Source organism: Micromonospora sp. R311 (genome assembly GCF_056780015.1).
Genome location: NZ_JBSWCE010000021.1, coordinates 39,567 through 55,770, shown reverse-complemented (window position 1 = coordinate 55,770; position 16,204 = coordinate 39,567). Strand labels below are relative to the sequence as shown.

The 16,204-nt window shown below is 74.3% G+C and carries 17 protein-coding genes and 2 pseudogenes; 9 read left to right on the top strand and 10 right to left on the bottom strand.

Annotated elements, in window-relative coordinates; translation table 11 throughout:
- Window positions 1-8: 8 nt before the first annotated feature.
- Complete coding sequence (locus AC1WTP_RS18995) at window positions 9-1,409, bottom strand: MBL fold metallo-hydrolase (RefSeq protein ID WP_481650600.1); 1,401 nt, start codon at window positions 1,407-1,409, stop codon at window positions 9-11.
- Between the two features lie 107 nt (window positions 1,410-1,516).
- Window positions 1,517-1,786 (bottom strand): metal-sensitive transcriptional regulator, encoded by a 270-nt coding sequence (locus AC1WTP_RS18990; RefSeq protein ID WP_481650599.1) that lies wholly within the window; start codon window positions 1,784-1,786, stop codon window positions 1,517-1,519.
- Between the two features lie 124 nt (window positions 1,787-1,910).
- Here AC1WTP_RS18990 and eccB point away from each other — a divergent pair, with 124 nt between their 5' ends.
- The gene (gene eccB, locus AC1WTP_RS18985; protein WP_481650598.1) at window positions 1,911-3,299 is read left to right on the top strand and encodes a type VII secretion protein EccB; all 1,389 of its coding nucleotides are present in this window, start codon (window positions 1,911-1,913) and stop codon (window positions 3,297-3,299) included.
- A 34-nt stretch (window positions 3,300-3,333) separates the two neighbouring features.
- On the opposite strand, the gene AC1WTP_RS18980 is transcribed toward eccB, so the two are convergent.
- The 5 genes from AC1WTP_RS18980 to AC1WTP_RS18960 form a co-directional block, all read right to left on the bottom strand.
- A complete protein-coding gene (locus AC1WTP_RS18980; protein ID WP_481650597.1) occupies window positions 3,334-3,936 on the bottom strand; it encodes a class I SAM-dependent methyltransferase in 603 nt (200 codons plus the stop codon).
- A gap of 29 nt (window positions 3,937-3,965) precedes the next feature.
- A complete protein-coding gene (locus AC1WTP_RS18975; protein WP_481650596.1) occupies window positions 3,966-4,580 on the bottom strand; it encodes a class I SAM-dependent methyltransferase in 615 nt (204 codons plus the stop codon).
- A 225-nt stretch (window positions 4,581-4,805) separates the two neighbouring features.
- Window positions 4,806-5,672 (bottom strand): carbohydrate ABC transporter permease, encoded by an 867-nt coding sequence (locus tag AC1WTP_RS18970; RefSeq protein ID WP_481650595.1) that lies wholly within the window; start codon window positions 5,670-5,672, stop codon window positions 4,806-4,808.
- Complete coding sequence (locus tag AC1WTP_RS18965; RefSeq protein WP_481650594.1) at window positions 5,672-6,631, bottom strand: carbohydrate ABC transporter permease; 960 nt, start codon at window positions 6,629-6,631, stop codon at window positions 5,672-5,674. The genes AC1WTP_RS18970 and AC1WTP_RS18965 overlap by 1 nt, the downstream gene beginning before the upstream one ends.
- Window positions 6,628-8,022 carry an ABC transporter substrate-binding protein gene (locus AC1WTP_RS18960; RefSeq protein WP_481650593.1) on the bottom strand — a complete coding sequence of 465 codons (1,395 nt, stop codon included), beginning with the start codon at window positions 8,020-8,022 and terminating at the stop codon, window positions 6,628-6,630. Before AC1WTP_RS18960 ends, AC1WTP_RS18965 begins: the two co-directional genes overlap by 4 nt.
- Before the next feature lie 117 nt (window positions 8,023-8,139).
- On the opposite strand from AC1WTP_RS18960, the gene AC1WTP_RS18955 reads away from it, so the two are divergent.
- The 3 genes from AC1WTP_RS18955 (at window position 8,140) to AC1WTP_RS18945 (ending at window position 11,409) form a co-directional block, all read left to right on the top strand.
- Entirely contained in the window at window positions 8,140-9,177 is a 1,038-nt protein-coding gene (locus AC1WTP_RS18955; protein ID WP_481650592.1) for a zinc-dependent alcohol dehydrogenase, read from the top strand.
- Complete coding sequence (locus tag AC1WTP_RS18950) at window positions 9,177-9,995, top strand: TIM barrel protein (RefSeq protein ID WP_481650591.1); 819 nt, start codon at window positions 9,177-9,179, stop codon at window positions 9,993-9,995. The genes AC1WTP_RS18955 and AC1WTP_RS18950 overlap by 1 nt, the downstream gene beginning before the upstream one ends.
- Window positions 9,996-10,071: 76 nt before the next feature.
- The gene (locus AC1WTP_RS18945; protein WP_481650590.1) at window positions 10,072-11,409 is read left to right on the top strand and encodes an MGH1-like glycoside hydrolase domain-containing protein; all 1,338 of its coding nucleotides are present in this window, start codon (window positions 10,072-10,074) and stop codon (window positions 11,407-11,409) included.
- 43 nt (window positions 11,410-11,452) lie between these two features.
- On the opposite strand, the pseudogene AC1WTP_RS18940 reads toward AC1WTP_RS18945, so the two are convergent.
- Together AC1WTP_RS18940 and AC1WTP_RS18935 are read right to left on the bottom strand one after the other, a co-directional pair.
- A pseudogene (locus AC1WTP_RS18940) lies at window positions 11,453-11,653 on the bottom strand (low molecular weight phosphatase family protein); the annotation flags it as partial.
- A gap of 18 nt (window positions 11,654-11,671) precedes the next feature.
- Window positions 11,672-12,022, bottom strand: coding sequence for an ArsR/SmtB family transcription factor (locus tag AC1WTP_RS18935; RefSeq protein ID WP_481650589.1), 351 nt, complete (start codon window positions 12,020-12,022; stop codon window positions 11,672-11,674).
- 62 nt (window positions 12,023-12,084) lie between these two features.
- Here AC1WTP_RS18935 and AC1WTP_RS18930 point away from each other — a divergent pair, with 62 nt between their 5' ends.
- Entirely contained in the window at window positions 12,085-13,203 is a 1,119-nt protein-coding gene (locus AC1WTP_RS18930) for a flavin-containing monooxygenase (protein WP_481650588.1), read from the top strand.
- A gap of 10 nt (window positions 13,204-13,213) precedes the next feature.
- Here AC1WTP_RS18930 and AC1WTP_RS18925 read toward each other — a convergent pair whose 3' ends face one another.
- A complete protein-coding gene (locus AC1WTP_RS18925) occupies window positions 13,214-13,585 on the bottom strand; it encodes an ArsR/SmtB family transcription factor (protein ID WP_481650587.1) in 372 nt (123 codons plus the stop codon).
- Between the two features lie 226 nt (window positions 13,586-13,811).
- Between AC1WTP_RS18925 and AC1WTP_RS18920 the strand changes: the two genes are divergently transcribed.
- The 4 genes and pseudogenes from AC1WTP_RS18920 (at window position 13,812) to AC1WTP_RS18905 (ending at window position 16,159) form a co-directional block, all read left to right on the top strand.
- Entirely contained in the window at window positions 13,812-14,084 is a 273-nt protein-coding gene (locus tag AC1WTP_RS18920; protein WP_481650586.1) for a hypothetical protein, read from the top strand.
- Window positions 14,081-15,316 (top strand): M28 family metallopeptidase, encoded by a 1,236-nt coding sequence (locus AC1WTP_RS18915; RefSeq protein WP_481650585.1) that lies wholly within the window; start codon window positions 14,081-14,083, stop codon window positions 15,314-15,316. Before AC1WTP_RS18920 ends, AC1WTP_RS18915 begins: the two co-directional genes overlap by 4 nt.
- Window positions 15,317-15,334: 18 nt before the next feature.
- Window positions 15,335-15,643, top strand: a pseudogene (locus AC1WTP_RS18910) (ArsR/SmtB family transcription factor); the annotation flags it as partial.
- 18 nt (window positions 15,644-15,661) lie between these two features.
- Window positions 15,662-16,159 (top strand): N-acetyltransferase family protein, encoded by a 498-nt coding sequence (locus AC1WTP_RS18905; protein WP_481650664.1) that lies wholly within the window; start codon window positions 15,662-15,664, stop codon window positions 16,157-16,159.
- Window positions 16,160-16,204 lie beyond the last annotated feature (45 nt).

The window sequence follows — 16,204 nt, the reverse complement described above, 5'->3', positions numbered from 1 at the left end:
GGGGGGCGTCAGGCCGGGTGGACGATCGGGACGCCGGCGCTCTCGGCCGCGGCGTACCCGTCGTCGATGACCACCACCTGCCGGCCGGCCCTGGCCAGCAGTGAGGCGGCGGCGGTGGCCCGGTAGCCCGAGCCGCAGTGCACCCAGACCGCGCCGGCCGGCACGTCGGCCAGCCGCTTCGGCAGGTCCGGCAGCGGCAGGTGCACCGCACCCGCCAGGTGGCCGGCCCGCCACTCGTTGGTCATCCGGACGTCGAGCACCAGGTCGGGCGCGGGCAGGCCGTCGGGTGCCCGGCCGGCCTGCGCGGCGGCCAGCGCGGCGAAGTCGGCGGTGGGGAGTTCCCGCAGGTCGGTGGGGTCGGCCGCCCACTCGGCGGGCCCGCCGGTCGCGGCGGCGGCCGGCCGGTCGATGCCGATGCGGACCAGCTCCCGCTGGGCGTCGGCGAGCTGCTCGGGAGTCTCGGCGAGCAGGGTGACCGGCATCCCCCGGTCGATCAGCCAGCCGAGCCAGGTCGACATCGGCCCGTCCAGGCCGAGGCTGACCGTGCCGGCCAGATGCGTCGCCGCGTACGCCTTTCGGTTGCGCAGGTCGACCACCCACTGCCCGGCGGCGATCCGGTCGCGCAGCTCGGCGGCGTCGGCTCGGGTGGCCGGGGTGAGGTCGACCGGTGCTGGCCCGGCGGCGTTGGCGACCCCCATGTGGGCGTAGTAGGCCGGGTAGGCGTCCAGCCCGGCCAGGATCTCGGTGACGAACTCGTCGGCGGCCAGCCACAGCACGCGGTTGACCTGCTTTTCCCGCCCGATGGTCGACTCCGGCGCGTCGGCCTGGGTCGCCGAGCAGAAGCTGCCGAAGCCGTGGGTGGGCCAGATCTGGGCGCCGTCTGGCAGCAGGTCGGCCAGCCGGCGGGCCGAGGCGTGCTGGCGCCGGGCCAGGTCGTGCGCGTGCTGCTGGCCGAGCAGGTCCGGGCGACCGGTGGTGCCGAAGAGCAGGGAACCACCGGTGAACACGCCCATCGGCGACCAGCCGCCGTCGTGGGCCGTGTCCAGCACGTACGACAGGTGGTGGAAGGTGTGGCCGGGGGTGGCGACGACCCGCAGGCGCATCCGGTGCGAAACCGGCAGCACGTCGCCGTCGGTCACCGGCGTGCGGTCGAAGTCCACCCGATCCGCGTCGGCCAGCAGGTAGCGGGCACCGGTCAGTTGGGCCAGCTGCCGGCCGCCGGAGACGTAGTCGTTGTGCAGGTGCGTCTCGACGACATGGGTCACCCGGACCCCGAGCCGGCCGGCGAGGGCCAGCACCCGGTCGACGTCCCGCTGCGGGTCTACGACCACCGCGACCTCGCCGTCGTGGGCCAGGTAACTGCGGTCACCGAGCGACGAGGTGGTGATGACGGACACCTGGACGGTCATTGCCGGATCCTTTCGGAAATACCCCTGGGGGTATGTGGTGGGCAGACTCCGCCCGTCGGCTACTCCCTCCCGGCGGAGTCACACCGGGAGGTCGGGCGGAGGGCGAATCAGGACAGGGCGAGGAACAGCTTCTCCAGCTCCTCCTCGGTCATCTCCGGCTGCTCGCCGCGCTCACGCGCGGTGCTGCAGTGCCGCATCCCGGAGGCGATGAGCTTGTAGCCGGCGCGGTCCAGCGCCTTCGAGACGGCGGCCAGCTGGGTCAGCGTGTCGCGGCAGTCCTGACCGGTCTCGATCATCTCGATCACGGCGTTGAGCTGCCCGCGGGCCCGCTTGAGCCGGGTCAGCGCGTCCGCCGTCATCTCGGGCCGTAGCTTCACGTCGCAAGCATACCCCGGGGGGTACCTGGTCGCCAATCACTCGCCGAAGGTCGCGACGGAGGGTCGTCGGGACATCGACGCAGCGCTTATCCTGTGCCCCGACCGAATCGCCGGAAGGGATCCCATGCCGTCGCGGCAGGACCAGCTGCACTCCTACCAGTTCACCGTCCAGCGGGCGGTCGCCGCGCTGGTGCTGCGCGAGACCGACCCGGCGCAGTCGCCGTTCCGGCGGCTGGCCGGCGCCGCGCTGGCCAGCGTCCTGGTCGCGGCCATCGGGGTGGGCGGCTCCGCGCTCTACGGCCTGTTCGCCGGCGGCGGCACGAAGTGGCGCGACGCGAGCGCGGTGATCGTGGAGAAGGAGTCCGGTGCCCGGTTCGTCTACCGGGAGCAGAAGCTGCACCCGGTGCTCAACTACGCCTCCGCGCTGCTGATCATCGGGGCGGACCGGCCGAAGACCGTGCTGGTCTCCCGCCGCTCCATCGACGGCGTGCCGCGCGGCCTGCCACTCGGCATCGCCGACGCCCCCGACTCGCTGCCCGCGCCGGGCCGGCTGGTCACCGCGCCGTGGACGGTCTGCTCGGCGGCCCCGGCCGGGACGGCGCCGGCAGCGCCCCGCTCCGCGCTGCTGGTCGGCGTCGACGCCGCCGGCGGCCGTCCGCTGGGCGAGGACGCGCTGCTGCTGCGGCACCCGGACGGCGCGCTGCACCTGCTCTGGCACCACCGGCGGCACCTCGTCCGGGATGCCAACCGGGTGCTCGCGGCGCTGGCGACCACCCGGGCCCGCGCGGTGCCGGTCGCCCCGGCGCTGCTCAACGTCCTGCCGGCCGGCGCCGACCTGGCACCGCTGGCCCTGCCGGACGAGGGCGAGCCCGCCGAGCGGGTCTCCGGCGCCCGGATCGGTGACGTCTACCTGGTGCGCAACTCCGGCGGCGGACGGCAGTACGCCGTCGCGCTGCGGGACGGGCTGGCCGGCATCACCGAACTGCAGGCCGGCCTGCTGCTCGCCCGCACCGGCCAGGGCGAGCCGGAGCCGATCACCCTGGGCCGGTTCGCCGCGCTGCCGAAACTGCCCGACCTCGCGCCGACCGGCCCGGCCGCGCCGCCGACCGTACCGCCGAGGCTGGCCGCGCTGGACGGGGCCGCGCTCTGCGCCCGGTTCGGCGACGACGGGGCGGTGGTCGACGTCCGGCTCGGCGCCGCCCTGCCCGACCTCGGGGCCAGCCCGCGGACGCCGGCCCCGGCCGGTGGCGGGGTGCGCGCCGACCACGTCGTGGTCGAGCCGGGCCGCGGCGCGGTCGTGGAGTCGGTCGCGGCGCCCGGCGCGTCCGGCGGGGCGGTCTCCGTCGTCACCGACCTGGGCCGGCGGTACGTGCTCGCCGGCGGCGAGGTGCTCGGCATGCTCGGCTACCGCGACGTCCGCCCGGCCCGGTTGCCCGCCGGCCTGGTCAGCCTGGTGCCCGCCGGCGCCGCCCTCGATCCGGCGGCGGCCCGGGTGGTGGCCGCACCGGCCTGAGCCCGGATGGTGCGGCCCGGCGTGCGCCGTCGGCTCAGGCCGGGCGGCGCAGCACGCTGACCGCGAAGTCGCTGTCGTCGCGCCAGGGGCGCAGGTCCCAGGTCGCGAAGCGGTGTTCCAGGCGCAGCCCGGCGGCCACCGCGTCGGCGTCGAAGTCGGTCAGCGGGTAGCCCCGGTCGGTGCCGAAGCCGACCGCCACCACGCCGTCGGGGCGCAGGTGCGCGGCGATCCGGCGCAGCACCGCCCGCTCGGTGCCGGGAGCGACGAAGGCCATCACGTTGCCGGCGACCACGGCGGCGTCGAACGGTTCGGGCTCGCCGGCCGCGGCCAGATCCAGCTCGGCCAGGTCGGCGACCAGCCACCGGGGCCCCGGGTGGTCGACCCGGGCGGCCTCGACCAGCGCGGGGTCGGCGTCCACCCCGACCACGGTGTGCCCGCGGGCGGCGAGCGCGGCACCGAGCCGGCCGGTGCCGCAGCCCGCGTCGAGGATCCGGGAGCCGGGCGCCACCATGGCGTCCAGGAGCCGGGCCTCACCGGCCAGGTCCGCCCCCTCGGCCGCCAGCCGGCGGAACCGGTCGATGTACCACTGCGAGTGCTCCGGGCCGGTGTCGGTCGCCCAGCGGGTCGGATTGGCCATCCCCCCACGCTAGCGGGGGCCCCGGAGGGTCACGGCAGCCGGGCCACCGTGATGAACTCGTTGTAGGTGAAGATCTTGCCCAAGGCCCGGGGGAACGGGAACGAGTACTGCCGCTCCACGGTCAGGCCGAGTTCGCGGCAGGTCTCCGCCGCCTCGGCGAAGCCGACGAACCGGACGTGCGTCGCGTCGCTGCGGTAACCGCGCTCCTGCGGGGTGATGAACACCGCCCGGCCGCCGGGACGGACGAACGGCAGGTACATCGAGATCACCTCGCGGGCCTGCTCGGCCGGCATGTGCTCGAGCAGGTGCGCGGCGAGCATCGAGTCGAACGCGGCCGGCTGGGCGTACTCGGTGGAGAAGAACTCTTCGGTGGTGTACGCCTCCAGGCCGAGCTCACGGCAGTGCGCGACCGAGGTGGGGTTGTGGTCCACGCCGACACTGTCGCCGCCCAGGTTGATCAGGTTGCGGCCGAGGCCGGAGCCGACGTCGAGGGTGCGGCCCAGCTGGAGCCGGCGCAGGTTCCACCGGTAGGGCGCCTGCACGTCGAGCAGCTGCTTCCATCGCGCGCCGCCCAACCGCTGCAGCCGGCGGGTGTAGTCCTCGCCTGCCGTACCCGTGGTGTTCTCCTGCCCTGTCTGACTCATCGCCGGATCCTTTGCCTGCGTCGGTACGGAGGTGGTGTGCGCCTGCGGCCGATCCGCGCACGGCGGTTCAACCGGGTTCCCCCCTTGGCCGGGGGCCGGGCCGGCCCCGATGCTACGGCCTCCGGGGCGCCCTGTGGGGTAACTGACTGGCCAGTTTGTGCAGGTGTGCGCCCGGTGACCGGGCGGTCTGCGGGGCGTCACGGCGGGTGGCTCCGGAGCGGGCCGTCAGCCCTTCTCCGCGCCGCTGGTGAGGCCCTCGGTGAGCAGCCGTTCGCTGGCGAAGAAGAGGATCACGATGGGCAGGGTGAGGATGACCGAGCCGGCCATCAGCACGGTCTTGGGCACCTCGACCCCGTCGGCCAACTGCGCCAGCCCGAGCGACACGGTCCACCGGTTCGGCTTGTCCACCAGGAAGAGCAGCGCGAAGAGGAACTCGTTCCAGGCGATCATGAAGTCGTAGAGGGCGACCGCCATGATCGACGGAGCGGCGAGGGGGAGGCTGACCCGCCGGATGATGCCGAGCCGGCCGGCGCCGTCGATGGCCGCGGACTCCTCCAGGCTGACCGGGATGGTCTCGAAGTAGTTCTTCAGCATGTAGACCGAGACCGGCAGGGTCTGCGAGATGTAGACCAGGATCAGGCCGAGCAGCGAGCCGCGCAGCCCCGCCCGGGTGAAGACCACGAAGAGCGGGATCGCGATGACGATGGACGGGAACAGGTAGACCGCCAGGAACAGGAAGTCGACCTGGCGGCGGCCGAAGAACCGCAGCCGGGAGACGGCGTACGCGCCGGGGATCGACACCAGCAGGGTGAGCAGGGTCGCCGCGACGGCCACCAGGCCGCTGTTGCGCATGAAGGTGAGGAATCCCTGGCCGCCGTCGTCGGTGGCCCGCAGCACCTCGGCGTACGTGCTGACGGTCAGCTCGCCGAGGCCGACCACGAGCGAGCCGGGGTCGAGCAGCAGCCGCTCGATGGGGCGCACCGACAGCACCAGCATGTAGTAGAAGGGGAAGACGGTGACCAGCAGGAACGCCGCGACCACCAGCCGGCGCAGCCAACGCAGGCTCACCGTCTCGACCCGGTCCCGGTCCATCAGCCGACCCTCCGTCCGAAGAAGCGCAGGTAGATCAGCACGAACACGACGAGCACCACGGCCAGCACGACGGCCTGGGCCGCGGCGGCGCCGATGTCGGTACGCGCGGTGAGGAACTCGTAGACCCGGACGCTGACCACCTCGGTGCCGGCCGCACCCCCGGTGAGCAGGTAGACGTCGTCGAACTTGTTGAACGTCATGATGAACCGCAGCACGCCGAGCAGGGCGAGCACCGGCATCAGCTGGGGCAGCAGGATGTGCCGGAAGCGCTGGGTGGGGGTGGCTCCGTCCACCCGGGCGGCCTCCTCCAGTTCGCCGGGCACCGCCTGGAGCCGGGCGAGCAGGAACAGGAACGCGAACGGGAAGTAGCGCCACGCCTCGAAGGCGATGACGGTGGCCAGCGCGGTCGACTCCTGGGACAGGAACGGCACCGGGGTGTCCCAGCCGAGGAACCGCCGTCCCCAGTCGTTGACGATGCCGAGTTGCGGGTCCAGCATGACCTGCCAGACGAAGGTGACCGCGACCACCGGGGCCACATACGGCAGCAGCATCGACGCCCGGACCAGCGTGCGGCCCCGGAACGGCCGGCGCACGACGAGCGCCGCCACCAGGCCGAGCACGATCGAGCCGGCGGTGGCGCCGAGACTGTAGACCAGGGTGGTCCAGAGGGTGTCGGCGAAGCCGGGGGTGTTCAGCACCCGCTCGACGTTGTCCAGGGTGAACTCGCCGAACAGCCCGGTCCGGCGCAGGGTGGCCAGGCGGACCCGCTGGAAGGCCAGCACGACCGTCCAGACGATCGGGATGCCGATCACCGCGACGACGACGAGCAGGGTGGGTGCGACCAGCGCCAGCCCGGCGCGGGACTCGCGGCGGCGAAGGGTGAGCGGCTTGCGGCGGCGGGCCGGCGCCGGCCGGTCCCGGGTGGGGGAGCGGCCGGTGCCGGGGGCGGTGGTGGTCAATTGACGCCCGCCTTGATCGCCTCCACGTCCTTCTTGGCCCGGCCGGCGGCGGCGGCCGCGTCCGACTTGCCGGAGACCACGTCGTTCAGCGCCTTGGGCACCGGCAGCTCGCCGAGGATCGCGCCGACCAGCTTGCCCTGGCCCTGGATGAGGCCCCAGCGCTGGAAGGTGTCCGGGCTGCGGCGCAGCTCGGCGAGCACCTCGTCGCCGTACACCTCGGCGAGCGGCTTCTTCGCGTCCACCCCGGCCTGGCTGGTGTTCCAGGCGGTGAGGAACTTCTCCGGCTCGGCCGGGGTGCCCTTGCGGACCGGGAAGCGGCCCTCCGGCGACATGCCGAACCAGCGCGGGTACGCCTCGTCGAGCAGGTGGGACACGAAGGACTTCGCCGGGTCGGCGGCGGCGCCGTCGAGCACCGCCCAGGAGCTGATCTCGCCGTACTGGGCCGGCCCGGTGCCGTTCGGGCCCTGGATGCCGGTGACGAAGCCGCTGTTCTTCGCGAGGAAGGTCGGGTCGGCCTGGCACTGCGGGCAGGTGGGTCTGGCGTCGTTGCGCAGCCCGGCCAACTCGTCGAGGATGAACGGCGACCAGACCAGCATGGCCGCCTTGCCGGCGAAGTAGGTGGCCCGGGTGGTGTCCACGTCCTGGCCGCCCCTGACCGACCAGGTGCGCATCAGGTCGCCGTAGAAGCGGAACGCCTCGACGCACTCGGCCGAGTCCAGCCTCACCGCGCCGGAGTCGTCGGTGAGCTGGCAGTTGTTCGCCAGCGCCAGGTGCTCGAAGGTCTGCTGGGTGAAGACGTCGCCGGGGGCCGTGGCCGCGGTGATGCCGGCGACGCCGTCGCGGTGCAGCGTCCGCGCGGCGTTGGTGATCTTCTCGTACGTGTCGGGGACGGGCAGGCCGGCGGCGGCGAAGAGGTCCTTGCGGTAGACGAGCAGCTGGCCCCAGCCGTCGCTGGGCACGGCGAGCTGCCTGCCGTCGTCGGAGGTCAGCTCCAGCGCCCGGGGCGAGAACGTCTGCCGGCCGAGCCGCTCCACCACCTCCGCGTTCGCCGAGGGGTGCAGCAGTTCGTTGCCGGCCAGCGTGCGGATGCCGGCCAGCGACACCGAACCGACCACGTCGGGCAGTTCGCCGGCGGCCGCGCTGGAGGCGATCAGGGAGGGGAACTGGTCCTCGTTGACGGTGACCAGGTCGACGGTGATCCCGGTCTCGGCGGTGAAGTCGGCGATGATCGCCTTGGTGGCGGTGACCCGGTCGGCGACGTCCTCCAGGCTCCAGACGGTGATCTTCTTGCTGTCGTCGCCGGAATCGTCGTCGCCGCAGGCCAGCAGGCTGCCCCCGGCGAGTGTCACGATCAGGGTGGCGGCGAGCATCCGCATCGGAGGTGCTGACATCGGTGGCACTCCTCTCGAAGGGTACATGACGGATTCAACGCCGTCGATTGATCAATTACAAGACATATGCCGATTTTTTGTTCTACGATGGAGCCCAGTGCTACCGGGATGTGACTCATGGTCAACTGGGTTGTCTCCTTGGCCGGGCCCCGCAGGATCAGCCTCGAACCCTGCCCCCCGGATCCGCTCGGGCCCGGCCAGGTCCGGGTCCGCACCTGTTACTCCGGCATCTCCGCCGGCACCGAGCTCACCCTCTACCGGGGCAGCAACCCGCGGCTGAGCAAGGACTGGGACGACGTCACCCGGATGTTCGTGCCCCGGCAGGCGGCCGTGCCCTATCCGCTGGTCGGCTTCGGCTACGAGGAGGTCGGCGAGGTCGTCGAGGTCGCCCCGGACGTCGCCGACCGGCGCCCCGGGCAGCTCGTCTGGGGCATCTGGGGGCACCGGGCCGAGGCGGTGGTGCCGGCCGGCGCGGTGCACCCGCTGCCCGCCGGGCTGGACCCGCTCGCCGCCGTCTTCGCCCGCCCCGGCGCCATCGCGCTGACCGCCGTGCTCGCCGGCGACCTGCACCTCGGCGACTGGGTCGGGGTCTTCGGGCAGGGCGTGATCGGGCTGCTCGCCACCCGGCTCGCCACCCTCTCCGGCGCCCGGGTGGTGGCCGTCGACCGGGTGGCCGGCCGGCTGGCGCACGCCCGGCGGCTCGGCGCCCGGCTGGTCGTCGACGCGGCCACCGAGTCCGCCGCCGACGTGCTGCGGCGGGCCACCGGCGGCAACGGCGCGGACGTCTGCCTGGAGCTGTCCGGGGCGTACCCGGCGCTGCACGAGGCGATCCGTGCCACCACCCACGCCGGCCGCGTCGTGGCCGCCGGCTTCTACCAGGGCCAGGCCGACGGGCTCGGCCTGGGCGAGGAGTTCCACCACAACCGGATCCAGCTGGTGGCGGCCCAGGTCTCCGGGCCGACCCCGGCGCCCGGCATGGCCGGCCGGTGGACCGGTGCCCGCGTCGCACAGACCTTCATGGACCTGGTGGCCGAAGGCAGCGTCGACCCGCTGCCGCTGGTGAGCCACGTCGTCGACGCCAGCGCGGTGGCCGACGCGCTGGCGCTGCTCGACCGCGGTGACGGTGACGCCCTCCAAGTCGTGCTGAGGTTCTGATGACCATCCCGATCGCCTGCCAGGAGCAGCTCCTGCCGGGCACCGACCTGATCCAGAAGTACGCCCTGGCCACCGCGCTCGGCTACCACGGCATCGAGCTGCGCGGCCGGGGCGACCTCGCCCTCGCCCGCCGGCTGCCCGAGCTGCGCCGGGCCCGTGCCGGCGGGGTGGTGATGCCGACCGTCTGCGTCGAGATGGACCACTTCATCGGTGACTTCGACGCCGAGCGGTCCCGGGACGCGGTGCGCAACCTGCGCTCCCAACTGTCGGTGATCGCCGAACTCGGTGGCGCCGGCGTGATGACCCCGGCGGCGTGGGGGATGTTCTCCCGGCGACTGCCGCCGTTCGAGCCGCCCCGCTCGCCGGCCGGCGACCGGCGGTTGCTCGTCGACGCCCTCGGCGAGCTGGGCGAGCATGCCCGTGCCGAGGGGGTCACCCTCTTCCTCGAGCCGCTCAACCGGTACGAGGACCACATGGTCAACCGGCTCGACGAGGCGGTCGCGCTCTGCGCCGCCGTCGGGCTGCCCTCGGTGCGGGTGGTCGCCGACACCTTCCACATGAACATCGAGGAGGACGACGTGCACCGGGCGCTGCGCGGCGCCGCGCCGTACCTGGGGCACGTGCAGGTCAGCGATTCCAACCGGTACCAGCCGGGCGCCGGCCACCTCGACTGGCCGGCGTTGCTGCGGACCCTGCTCGAGATCGACTACCGGGGCTGGCTGGCGCTGGAGTGCCGGCTGCGCGGCGACCCGGTACGCGCCCTCCAGCAGGCCGCCACGGTGCTGCGGCACGCTCAGCCCCGGCGGGCGGCGGCGTGAGCGAGCGTCAGCGAGCGAATCACCGGTGCGGCGCGGTCGTGCCTCAGGCCGGCACGGAGCGAAGCGGAGTGCCGGCATGAGCGCGGGCACGGCCGGCGCGGGCACGCTCACCCGACTGCGTGCCCTCGCGCTGGCCACCCTTGAGGACAACTGGGAGCACGACCACACGGTGCCCTCGCGGACGCTCTACCCGCACCAGTGGAGCTGGGACTCGGCGTTCATCGCGATCGGGCTGGCGCGGGTGCGTCCGGAGCGCGCCTGGCGGGAGCTGGACAGCCTGTTCCGGGCCCAGTGGGCCGACGGGCGGGTGCCGCACATCGTGTTCAACCCGACGCTGCGGGTCGGCGCGTACTTCCCCGGGCCCGATCTCTGGCGTACGGAGGTGGCCGCGGGCGCGCCGGCCGTGGCCACCTCCGGGCTGGTCCAGCCGCCGGTGCACGCGCTCGCGGCCTGGCTGGTGCACCGGCGCGCCCCCACCGAGGCCGGGCGGGCGGCGCTGGGCCGGCTCTATCCGCGGCTGGTCGCCCAGCAGCGCTACCTCGCCGGGCGGCGCGACATCGGGGGCGGTGGGCTGGCCTGCGTGGTGCATCCGTGGGAGTCCGGGCTGGACAACAGCCCCGCGTGGGACGAGCCGATGGCCGCGGTGCCCGCCGACGCGGCGGTGATGCGCGCGTACCGCCGGCACGACACCGCGCACGCCGACGCCGCGCACCGCCCCACCGACCTGGACTACGCGCGCTACCTCGCGATCGTCACCGCCTACCGGGACCACGGCTACCGCGACGACGACCTGGCCGCCGGGCATCCGTTCCTGGTGGAGTGCCCGCTGTTCAACGCGGCGCTGGGTCTCGCCGAGCACACGCTGGCCCGGATCGCCACCGTGGTCGGCGCCGACCCGGGCCCGCACCGGGAACGGGCGGCCGGGATCACCGAGGCCCTGGTCCGGCGGCTGTACGACCCGACGACCGGCACCTTCCGGCCGCGCGACCTGCGCACCGGCCGGCTCGTCCCGGCCCGGACGGTGCTCGGCCTCGCCCCGCTGGTCCTGCCCGACCTGCCCGCCCGGCAGGTCGACGCGCTGGTGGTGGAGGCGCGCTCGGCGCGGTTCGGGGTGGCCCGCCGGATGGACCGGCCGTTGCCCAGCTACGACCGGACCGCCCCGGACTTCGAGCCGCTGCGCTACTGGCGCGGCCCGAGCTGGCTGAACACCACCTGGCTGGTGCGGCGGGGGATGCTCACCCACGACCGCCCCGACCTGGCCGCCGGGCTGCGCGAGTCGATGGTCGAGCTGGTGGCCGGGGCCGGCTGCCACGAGTACTTCCACCCGGACACCGGGGCCGGATTGGGCTCGCCGGCGTTCGGCTGGACGGCCGCCCTGCTGCTCGACGTGCTCGCCGACGGCCCGGCCGGCTGACCGGGGCCACCCGGCCGGCTGAGCGGGGCCACCGTGGCGGCGGTCAGCGGCCGGCGGTCAGCTCACTGAGCAGCTGCTCCACCCGCGCCCGGATCTCGTCGCGGATCGGGCGCACCGCCGCCACGCCCTTGCCGGCCGGGTCGTCGAGCTTCCAGTCCTCGTACCGCTTGCCGGGGAAGACCGGGCAGGCGTCGCCGCAGCCCATCGTGACGATGACGTCGGAGGACTCGGCGGGGGAGCGGCTGTGGTGTCGGGCGCCCGGTCAGCAGCAGGTTGCCAGGTACGACTGCAGCTCGGTCAGGGCCGCCAGGGCGCCGTCACGGTCCGCCCGGTAGTAGACCGTCTTCCCGTCGCGCCGGGAGGTCACGACCCGCCCTCTGCGCAGCAGCATCAGCTGCTGGGATGCCGTGGCCTGACTGATGCCGACGCGCTCGGCCACCTCTCCCACCGACAGTTCGGCCCCCCGGGCGAAGAGCATCATGATCCGCTGTCGGGTCGGACTGCCGAGCGCCTTGAGGAAGTCCTGGGTCTGCGGCGCCAGCACGGATCCGGCGTCGACCTGGCTCGTGGTCGAGGGCGGCGGTGCCGCCTGCCCGGAGGTCGCCTGCGTCATGCCTCCACCTTTCCGCATCGCCATCATATTGTCATTCAACGAAACGACGATATGATGGCGATGTGGTTACCCAGTCCGAACCCGTGATCATCGTCGGTGGCGGCCAGTCCGGCCTCGCTGCCGCCCGCGTCGCGCTGACCGCCGGCCTTCGTCCCGTCGTCCTGCACGCCGGTGCGGAGCCCGTCGGCTCGTGGCCCGACTACTACGACAGCCTCACCCTGTTCTCCCCGGCGCGCTACAGCGCCCTGCCGGGCCTCGACTTCGGCGGGGATCCGGACCGCTACCCGAGCCGGGCCGAGGTGGTGGCGTACCTGCGCCGCTACGCCGCGCGGCTCGACGCGGAGATCCGCACCGGCGTCCGGGTCACCGCGGTGCGATCGCGTCCCGGCGGCGGGTACCTCGTCCGCACCGACGCCGGGGACGAGTTCGCGGCGGCGGGTGTCGTCGCCGCCAGCGGGTCGTTCGGCAACCCGTACCTGCCGGTCCTGCCGGGCCGCGACCGGTACGCGGGGGACCTGCGCCACGTCGCCGACTACCGCCGGCCCGACCCGTACGCGGGGAAACGGGTCGTGGTCGTCGGGGCCGGCAACTCCGCGGTGCAGGTGGCCTACGAGATCGCCGCGCAGGCCGACGTCACCCTGGCCACCCGGGCGCCCGTCCGGTTCCTGCCGCAGCGCGTCCGCGGCCGGGACCTGCACCACTGGCTCCGCGTCACCGGCGCGGACCGCCTGCCCCGTCCGGTGCTCACCAGGCTGGTGCGGCACGCTGCCGTGATCGACGCCGGGAGCTACCGCGACGCCATCGCCTCCGGCTCGCCCGCCCGCCGGGAGATGTTCACCGCCTTCACCGAGGACGGCGTCGTCTGGGGCGACGGCGGCGTCGAGCGGGTCGACGCCGTCATCTTCGCCACCGGCTACCGCCCGCACCTCGACTACCTGGAACCGCTCCGGACCGTCGAGCGCGGCGCACCCCGGCAACGCGGCGGAATCTCCACCACCCATCCCGGGCTCGGCTACCTCGGCCTGGAGTTCCAGCGCTCGTTCTCGTCGAACACCCTGCGCGGGGTCGGACGCGACGCGGCGTACGTCATGGCCGCGCTCGCCGCGCAGGTGTCCGGCCGGCCGCGGCGCAGGCGCCCGACGGCGCCCGCCCGACGGGCCGCCGGCGGCGGCCGGTCCTGAGCCGTACCCGCTAGGCCACGGGGGTGGTCTCGACGGTGAGCAGTGCCGCCAGCTGGCGCAGGACGTGTGGGCGGGCCCGGTAGTAGACCCAGGTGCCGCGCCGCTCCGCGTCCACCAGGCCCGCCTCGCGCAGGGTCTTCAGGTGGTGGGAGATGGTCGGCCCGGTGAGGTCGAAGGCGGGGGTGAGGTCGCAGACGCAGGCCTCGCCGCCCTCCGCAGAGGCGATCATCGACATCAGCTGCAGCCGGACCGGGTCGCCGAGAGCCTTGAACGCGGGCGCGAGGACGGCGGCCGTCCGCGCCGGCACCCGGCGCTGCGCCAGTGGCTCGCAGCAGGGCGCGTCGGCGTTCAGCACGGTCGGCGGCCTCGGTTGCTTCGACATGCCTCTAGGTTGACATCTCTCTAATCAGCGTGCAAGTCTCTGCTTAGACGGACGTCAAGACAGGCCTCCGTGGGAAGGGGATCGTCATGTTCGGCAAGGCTCGGCGGTCGGCCGGGACGGGAGTGCGCTTCTGCGACTCGTGCGCCCAGGTGTCCACCGCCGCCCAGCGTGCGGAGCGCCGCTACGACAGCGTTCGCGCCGCCGTCCACACCTTGATCAGCCCGCGATGAGCGACGGGACGGCCACCACGATGAGCGAGAACATCCAGACGACCGGCGGATTCGCCGGCGGCCCGGCCGCCGCCCTGGCGGTCACCGGTTCCGGCGCCTGCTGCGGCAGCCCCGCGCAGGCGGTCGGCTCGATCCTGCCGCCCGCCGGGGCGTCCGTGCCGGCGGGCCCGTGTTGCGGCACCCAGGAGGCCGCCGCGGCCGCCGGTGGGTGCTGCGGCGCCGAGGCGAAGGCCGCCGCCGTCGACGCGGGACAGGGGTGCTGCGGATGATCCCGGACCCACCCGTCCACGCCCCGGTCCAGCGCGAAGAGGTCTCGGGCCGCCGGATGGCCGCGACCGTCGCCGCCCTGGCCGCGGACGGCTTCGCCGGTCGGCGGGTCGGCTCCGCCGGCGGCATCGCCGCCCGGGCCCGGCTCGCCGATCACCTCGCCGCGCTCGGCGCGACGGTGCACACCGACGGGTTTCCCGTCCGGGCGGTGCCCGACCTGTCCGCGGCGCCCACGGTGACCTGGGGTGGCGACGCCACCGCCCACCGGCTGACCTTCGGTCGGGAGGTCGGCGTCCATCTCGCCTCCGCCCACACGACCGAGGTCCGGCGGGGCGCGCTGGGCGTGGCCGGCGCGGACGACCCGGCCGGTCGGTGGCTCGTCGTGCCGGCGGAAATGAGTCTCTTCGACGCCTACGGGCACGCCCACGGCGCCGCGGGGCTGGTCCTGAGCCGCCCCGTGGACGCCGACGGCTGGCAGTACACCACCCTCGCCGGCCCGGACCCGGGGCCGTTGCCGGTGTTCACCCTCGACCCCGCCACCCACCGCGCGGTCCTCGTCGCGGCCGCCGAGGGTGGTTGGCTGGCCGGTGACGCCCCGCTGCGGCGGCTCGACGTCACCGGCACCAACATCCACGCCACCGTCCGCCGGCCGGCACCGGGCGCGGTCGACGTGCTGCTCACCGCGCACTACGACGGCGTGGGCGACCATCCCGGCCTGCGGCAGCCGGGCGCGTCGGACAACGCCAGCGGGGTCGCGGTGGTGCTCGAGGCGACCCGGATCCTGGCCGCCGAAGCCGGAGCCGGGCTCTCCGTCGCCCTGCTCGACGCCGAGGAGATCGGGGCCCTCGGCTCCGCCCACCACGCGCGTCGGCTGCGCGCCGGCGGCGCCAACCCGCTCGTGCTCAACGTCGACGGCGCCGGACGCCTGGACCGGGCCGCCGCCGTCGAGGCGGGCGGGCCGGCCCACCGGCTGCTGGCGGTGCTGGACCAGGCCGGCCGACACGTCGGCGTACCCCTGGTCGCCGGGCCGGTGGCCTCGGACAACCGTCGCTACGGGGCCGCCGGGTTCGCCGCCGTGGGCATCGGCGCCGGCATGGCCGGCTACCACAGCCCCGCCGACACCGCCGACCGGGTCGATCCGGCCACCCTCACCGCCCTGGCGCGCCTGGTGGTCGCCACCGTGCGGCTGGCCGCGTCGTCGTCCGCTAGACTTTCATCGTCAATCGGCGATTAACGATAAAGGGAGCGGATCGTGGGCGAGCTGCTCGATCGGGCGACGGCGCAGAGGTACGCGTCGTGGTTCAGGGCCCTGGCGGACCCGACCCGGGTGCAGATCGTGGAGTACCTGGCCCGCAAGGCCCGGCCGATGAGCGTGGGGGAGATCGTCGCGGCGATCGGGTTGGCCCAGTCCACCGTCTCCCAGCACCTGAAGATCCTCACCGAGGTCCGGTTCGTGCTCGCCGAGCCGGTCGGCACCGCCCGGCACTACCGCGTCAACGAGGCCTGCGTCGGCTGCTTCCCGTCCGCCGCCGACGTGGTCATGGGCCGACCGGCCCCAGCCCGAACGGAGCCTGCTGAGATGGGCGACCTCACCCTCCGACCGATGCGTCCCGACGACGCCGGCGCGGTCCTGGCGATCTACCAGGCGGGCCTCGACGGGGGCAACGCCAGTTTCGAGACCGTCGCGCCGACCTGGGCCGCGTTCGACGCCGGCCGGCTGCCCGCGCACCGCTTCGTGGCCGTCGACGGGGACGACAGGGTCCTCGGCTGGGTCGCGGTCACCCCGACCTCCACCCGGGCGGTCTACGCCGGCGTGGTGGAGCACTCGATCTACGTCGACCCCGCCGCGCAGGGGCGCGGGGTGGCCCGGCTGCTGCTCGACGCGCTCGTCGCCTCGACCGAGGCGGCCGGCATCTGGACGATCCAGTCCGGCATCTTTCCGGAGAACACGGCCAGTCTCGCCCTGCACGAGCGGGCCGGCTTCCGGGTGATCGGCGTCCGGGAGCGGGTCGGCCGGCACCACGGCCGGTGGCGCGACGTGGTGCTGCTGGAACGCCGCAGTCCGGTCATCACCTGACCGCCGCGCGGCCCGCCGGAGCGGGCCGCCGTCCGCCCTGTTGTT

Excerpts from the sequence above, each read along its gene's own strand:
- AC1WTP_RS18995 (WP_481650600.1), bottom strand. The coding sequence starts at position 1,409 with ATGACCGTCCAGGTGTCCGTCATCACCACCTCGTCGCTCGGTGACCGC.
- eccB (WP_481650598.1), top strand. The coding sequence starts at position 1,911 with ATGCCGTCGCGGCAGGACCAGCTGCACTCCTACCAGTTCACCGTCCAG.
- AC1WTP_RS18980 (WP_481650597.1), bottom strand. The coding sequence starts at position 3,936 with ATGGCCAATCCGACCCGCTGGGCGACCGACACCGGCCCGGAGCACTCG.
- AC1WTP_RS18975 (WP_481650596.1), bottom strand. The coding sequence starts at position 4,580 with ATGAGTCAGACAGGGCAGGAGAACACCACGGGTACGGCAGGCGAGGAC.
- AC1WTP_RS18970 (WP_481650595.1), bottom strand. The coding sequence starts at position 5,672 with ATGGACCGGGACCGGGTCGAGACGGTGAGCCTGCGTTGGCTGCGCCGG.
- AC1WTP_RS18960 (WP_481650593.1), bottom strand. The coding sequence starts at position 8,022 with ATGTCAGCACCTCCGATGCGGATGCTCGCCGCCACCCTGATCGTGACA.
- AC1WTP_RS18955 (WP_481650592.1), top strand. The coding sequence starts at position 8,140 with ATGGTCAACTGGGTTGTCTCCTTGGCCGGGCCCCGCAGGATCAGCCTC.
- AC1WTP_RS18950 (WP_481650591.1), top strand. The coding sequence starts at position 9,177 with ATGACCATCCCGATCGCCTGCCAGGAGCAGCTCCTGCCGGGCACCGAC.
- AC1WTP_RS18945 (WP_481650590.1), top strand. The coding sequence starts at position 10,072 with ATGAGCGCGGGCACGGCCGGCGCGGGCACGCTCACCCGACTGCGTGCC.
- AC1WTP_RS18935 (WP_481650589.1), bottom strand. The coding sequence starts at position 12,022 with ATGACGCAGGCGACCTCCGGGCAGGCGGCACCGCCGCCCTCGACCACG.
- AC1WTP_RS18925 (WP_481650587.1), bottom strand. The coding sequence starts at position 13,585 with ATGTCGAAGCAACCGAGGCCGCCGACCGTGCTGAACGCCGACGCGCCC.
- AC1WTP_RS18920 (WP_481650586.1), top strand. The coding sequence starts at position 13,812 with ATGAGCGACGGGACGGCCACCACGATGAGCGAGAACATCCAGACGACC.
- AC1WTP_RS18915 (WP_481650585.1), top strand. The coding sequence starts at position 14,081 with ATGATCCCGGACCCACCCGTCCACGCCCCGGTCCAGCGCGAAGAGGTC.
- AC1WTP_RS18905 (WP_481650664.1), top strand. The coding sequence starts at position 15,662 with ATGGGCGACCTCACCCTCCGACCGATGCGTCCCGACGACGCCGGCGCG.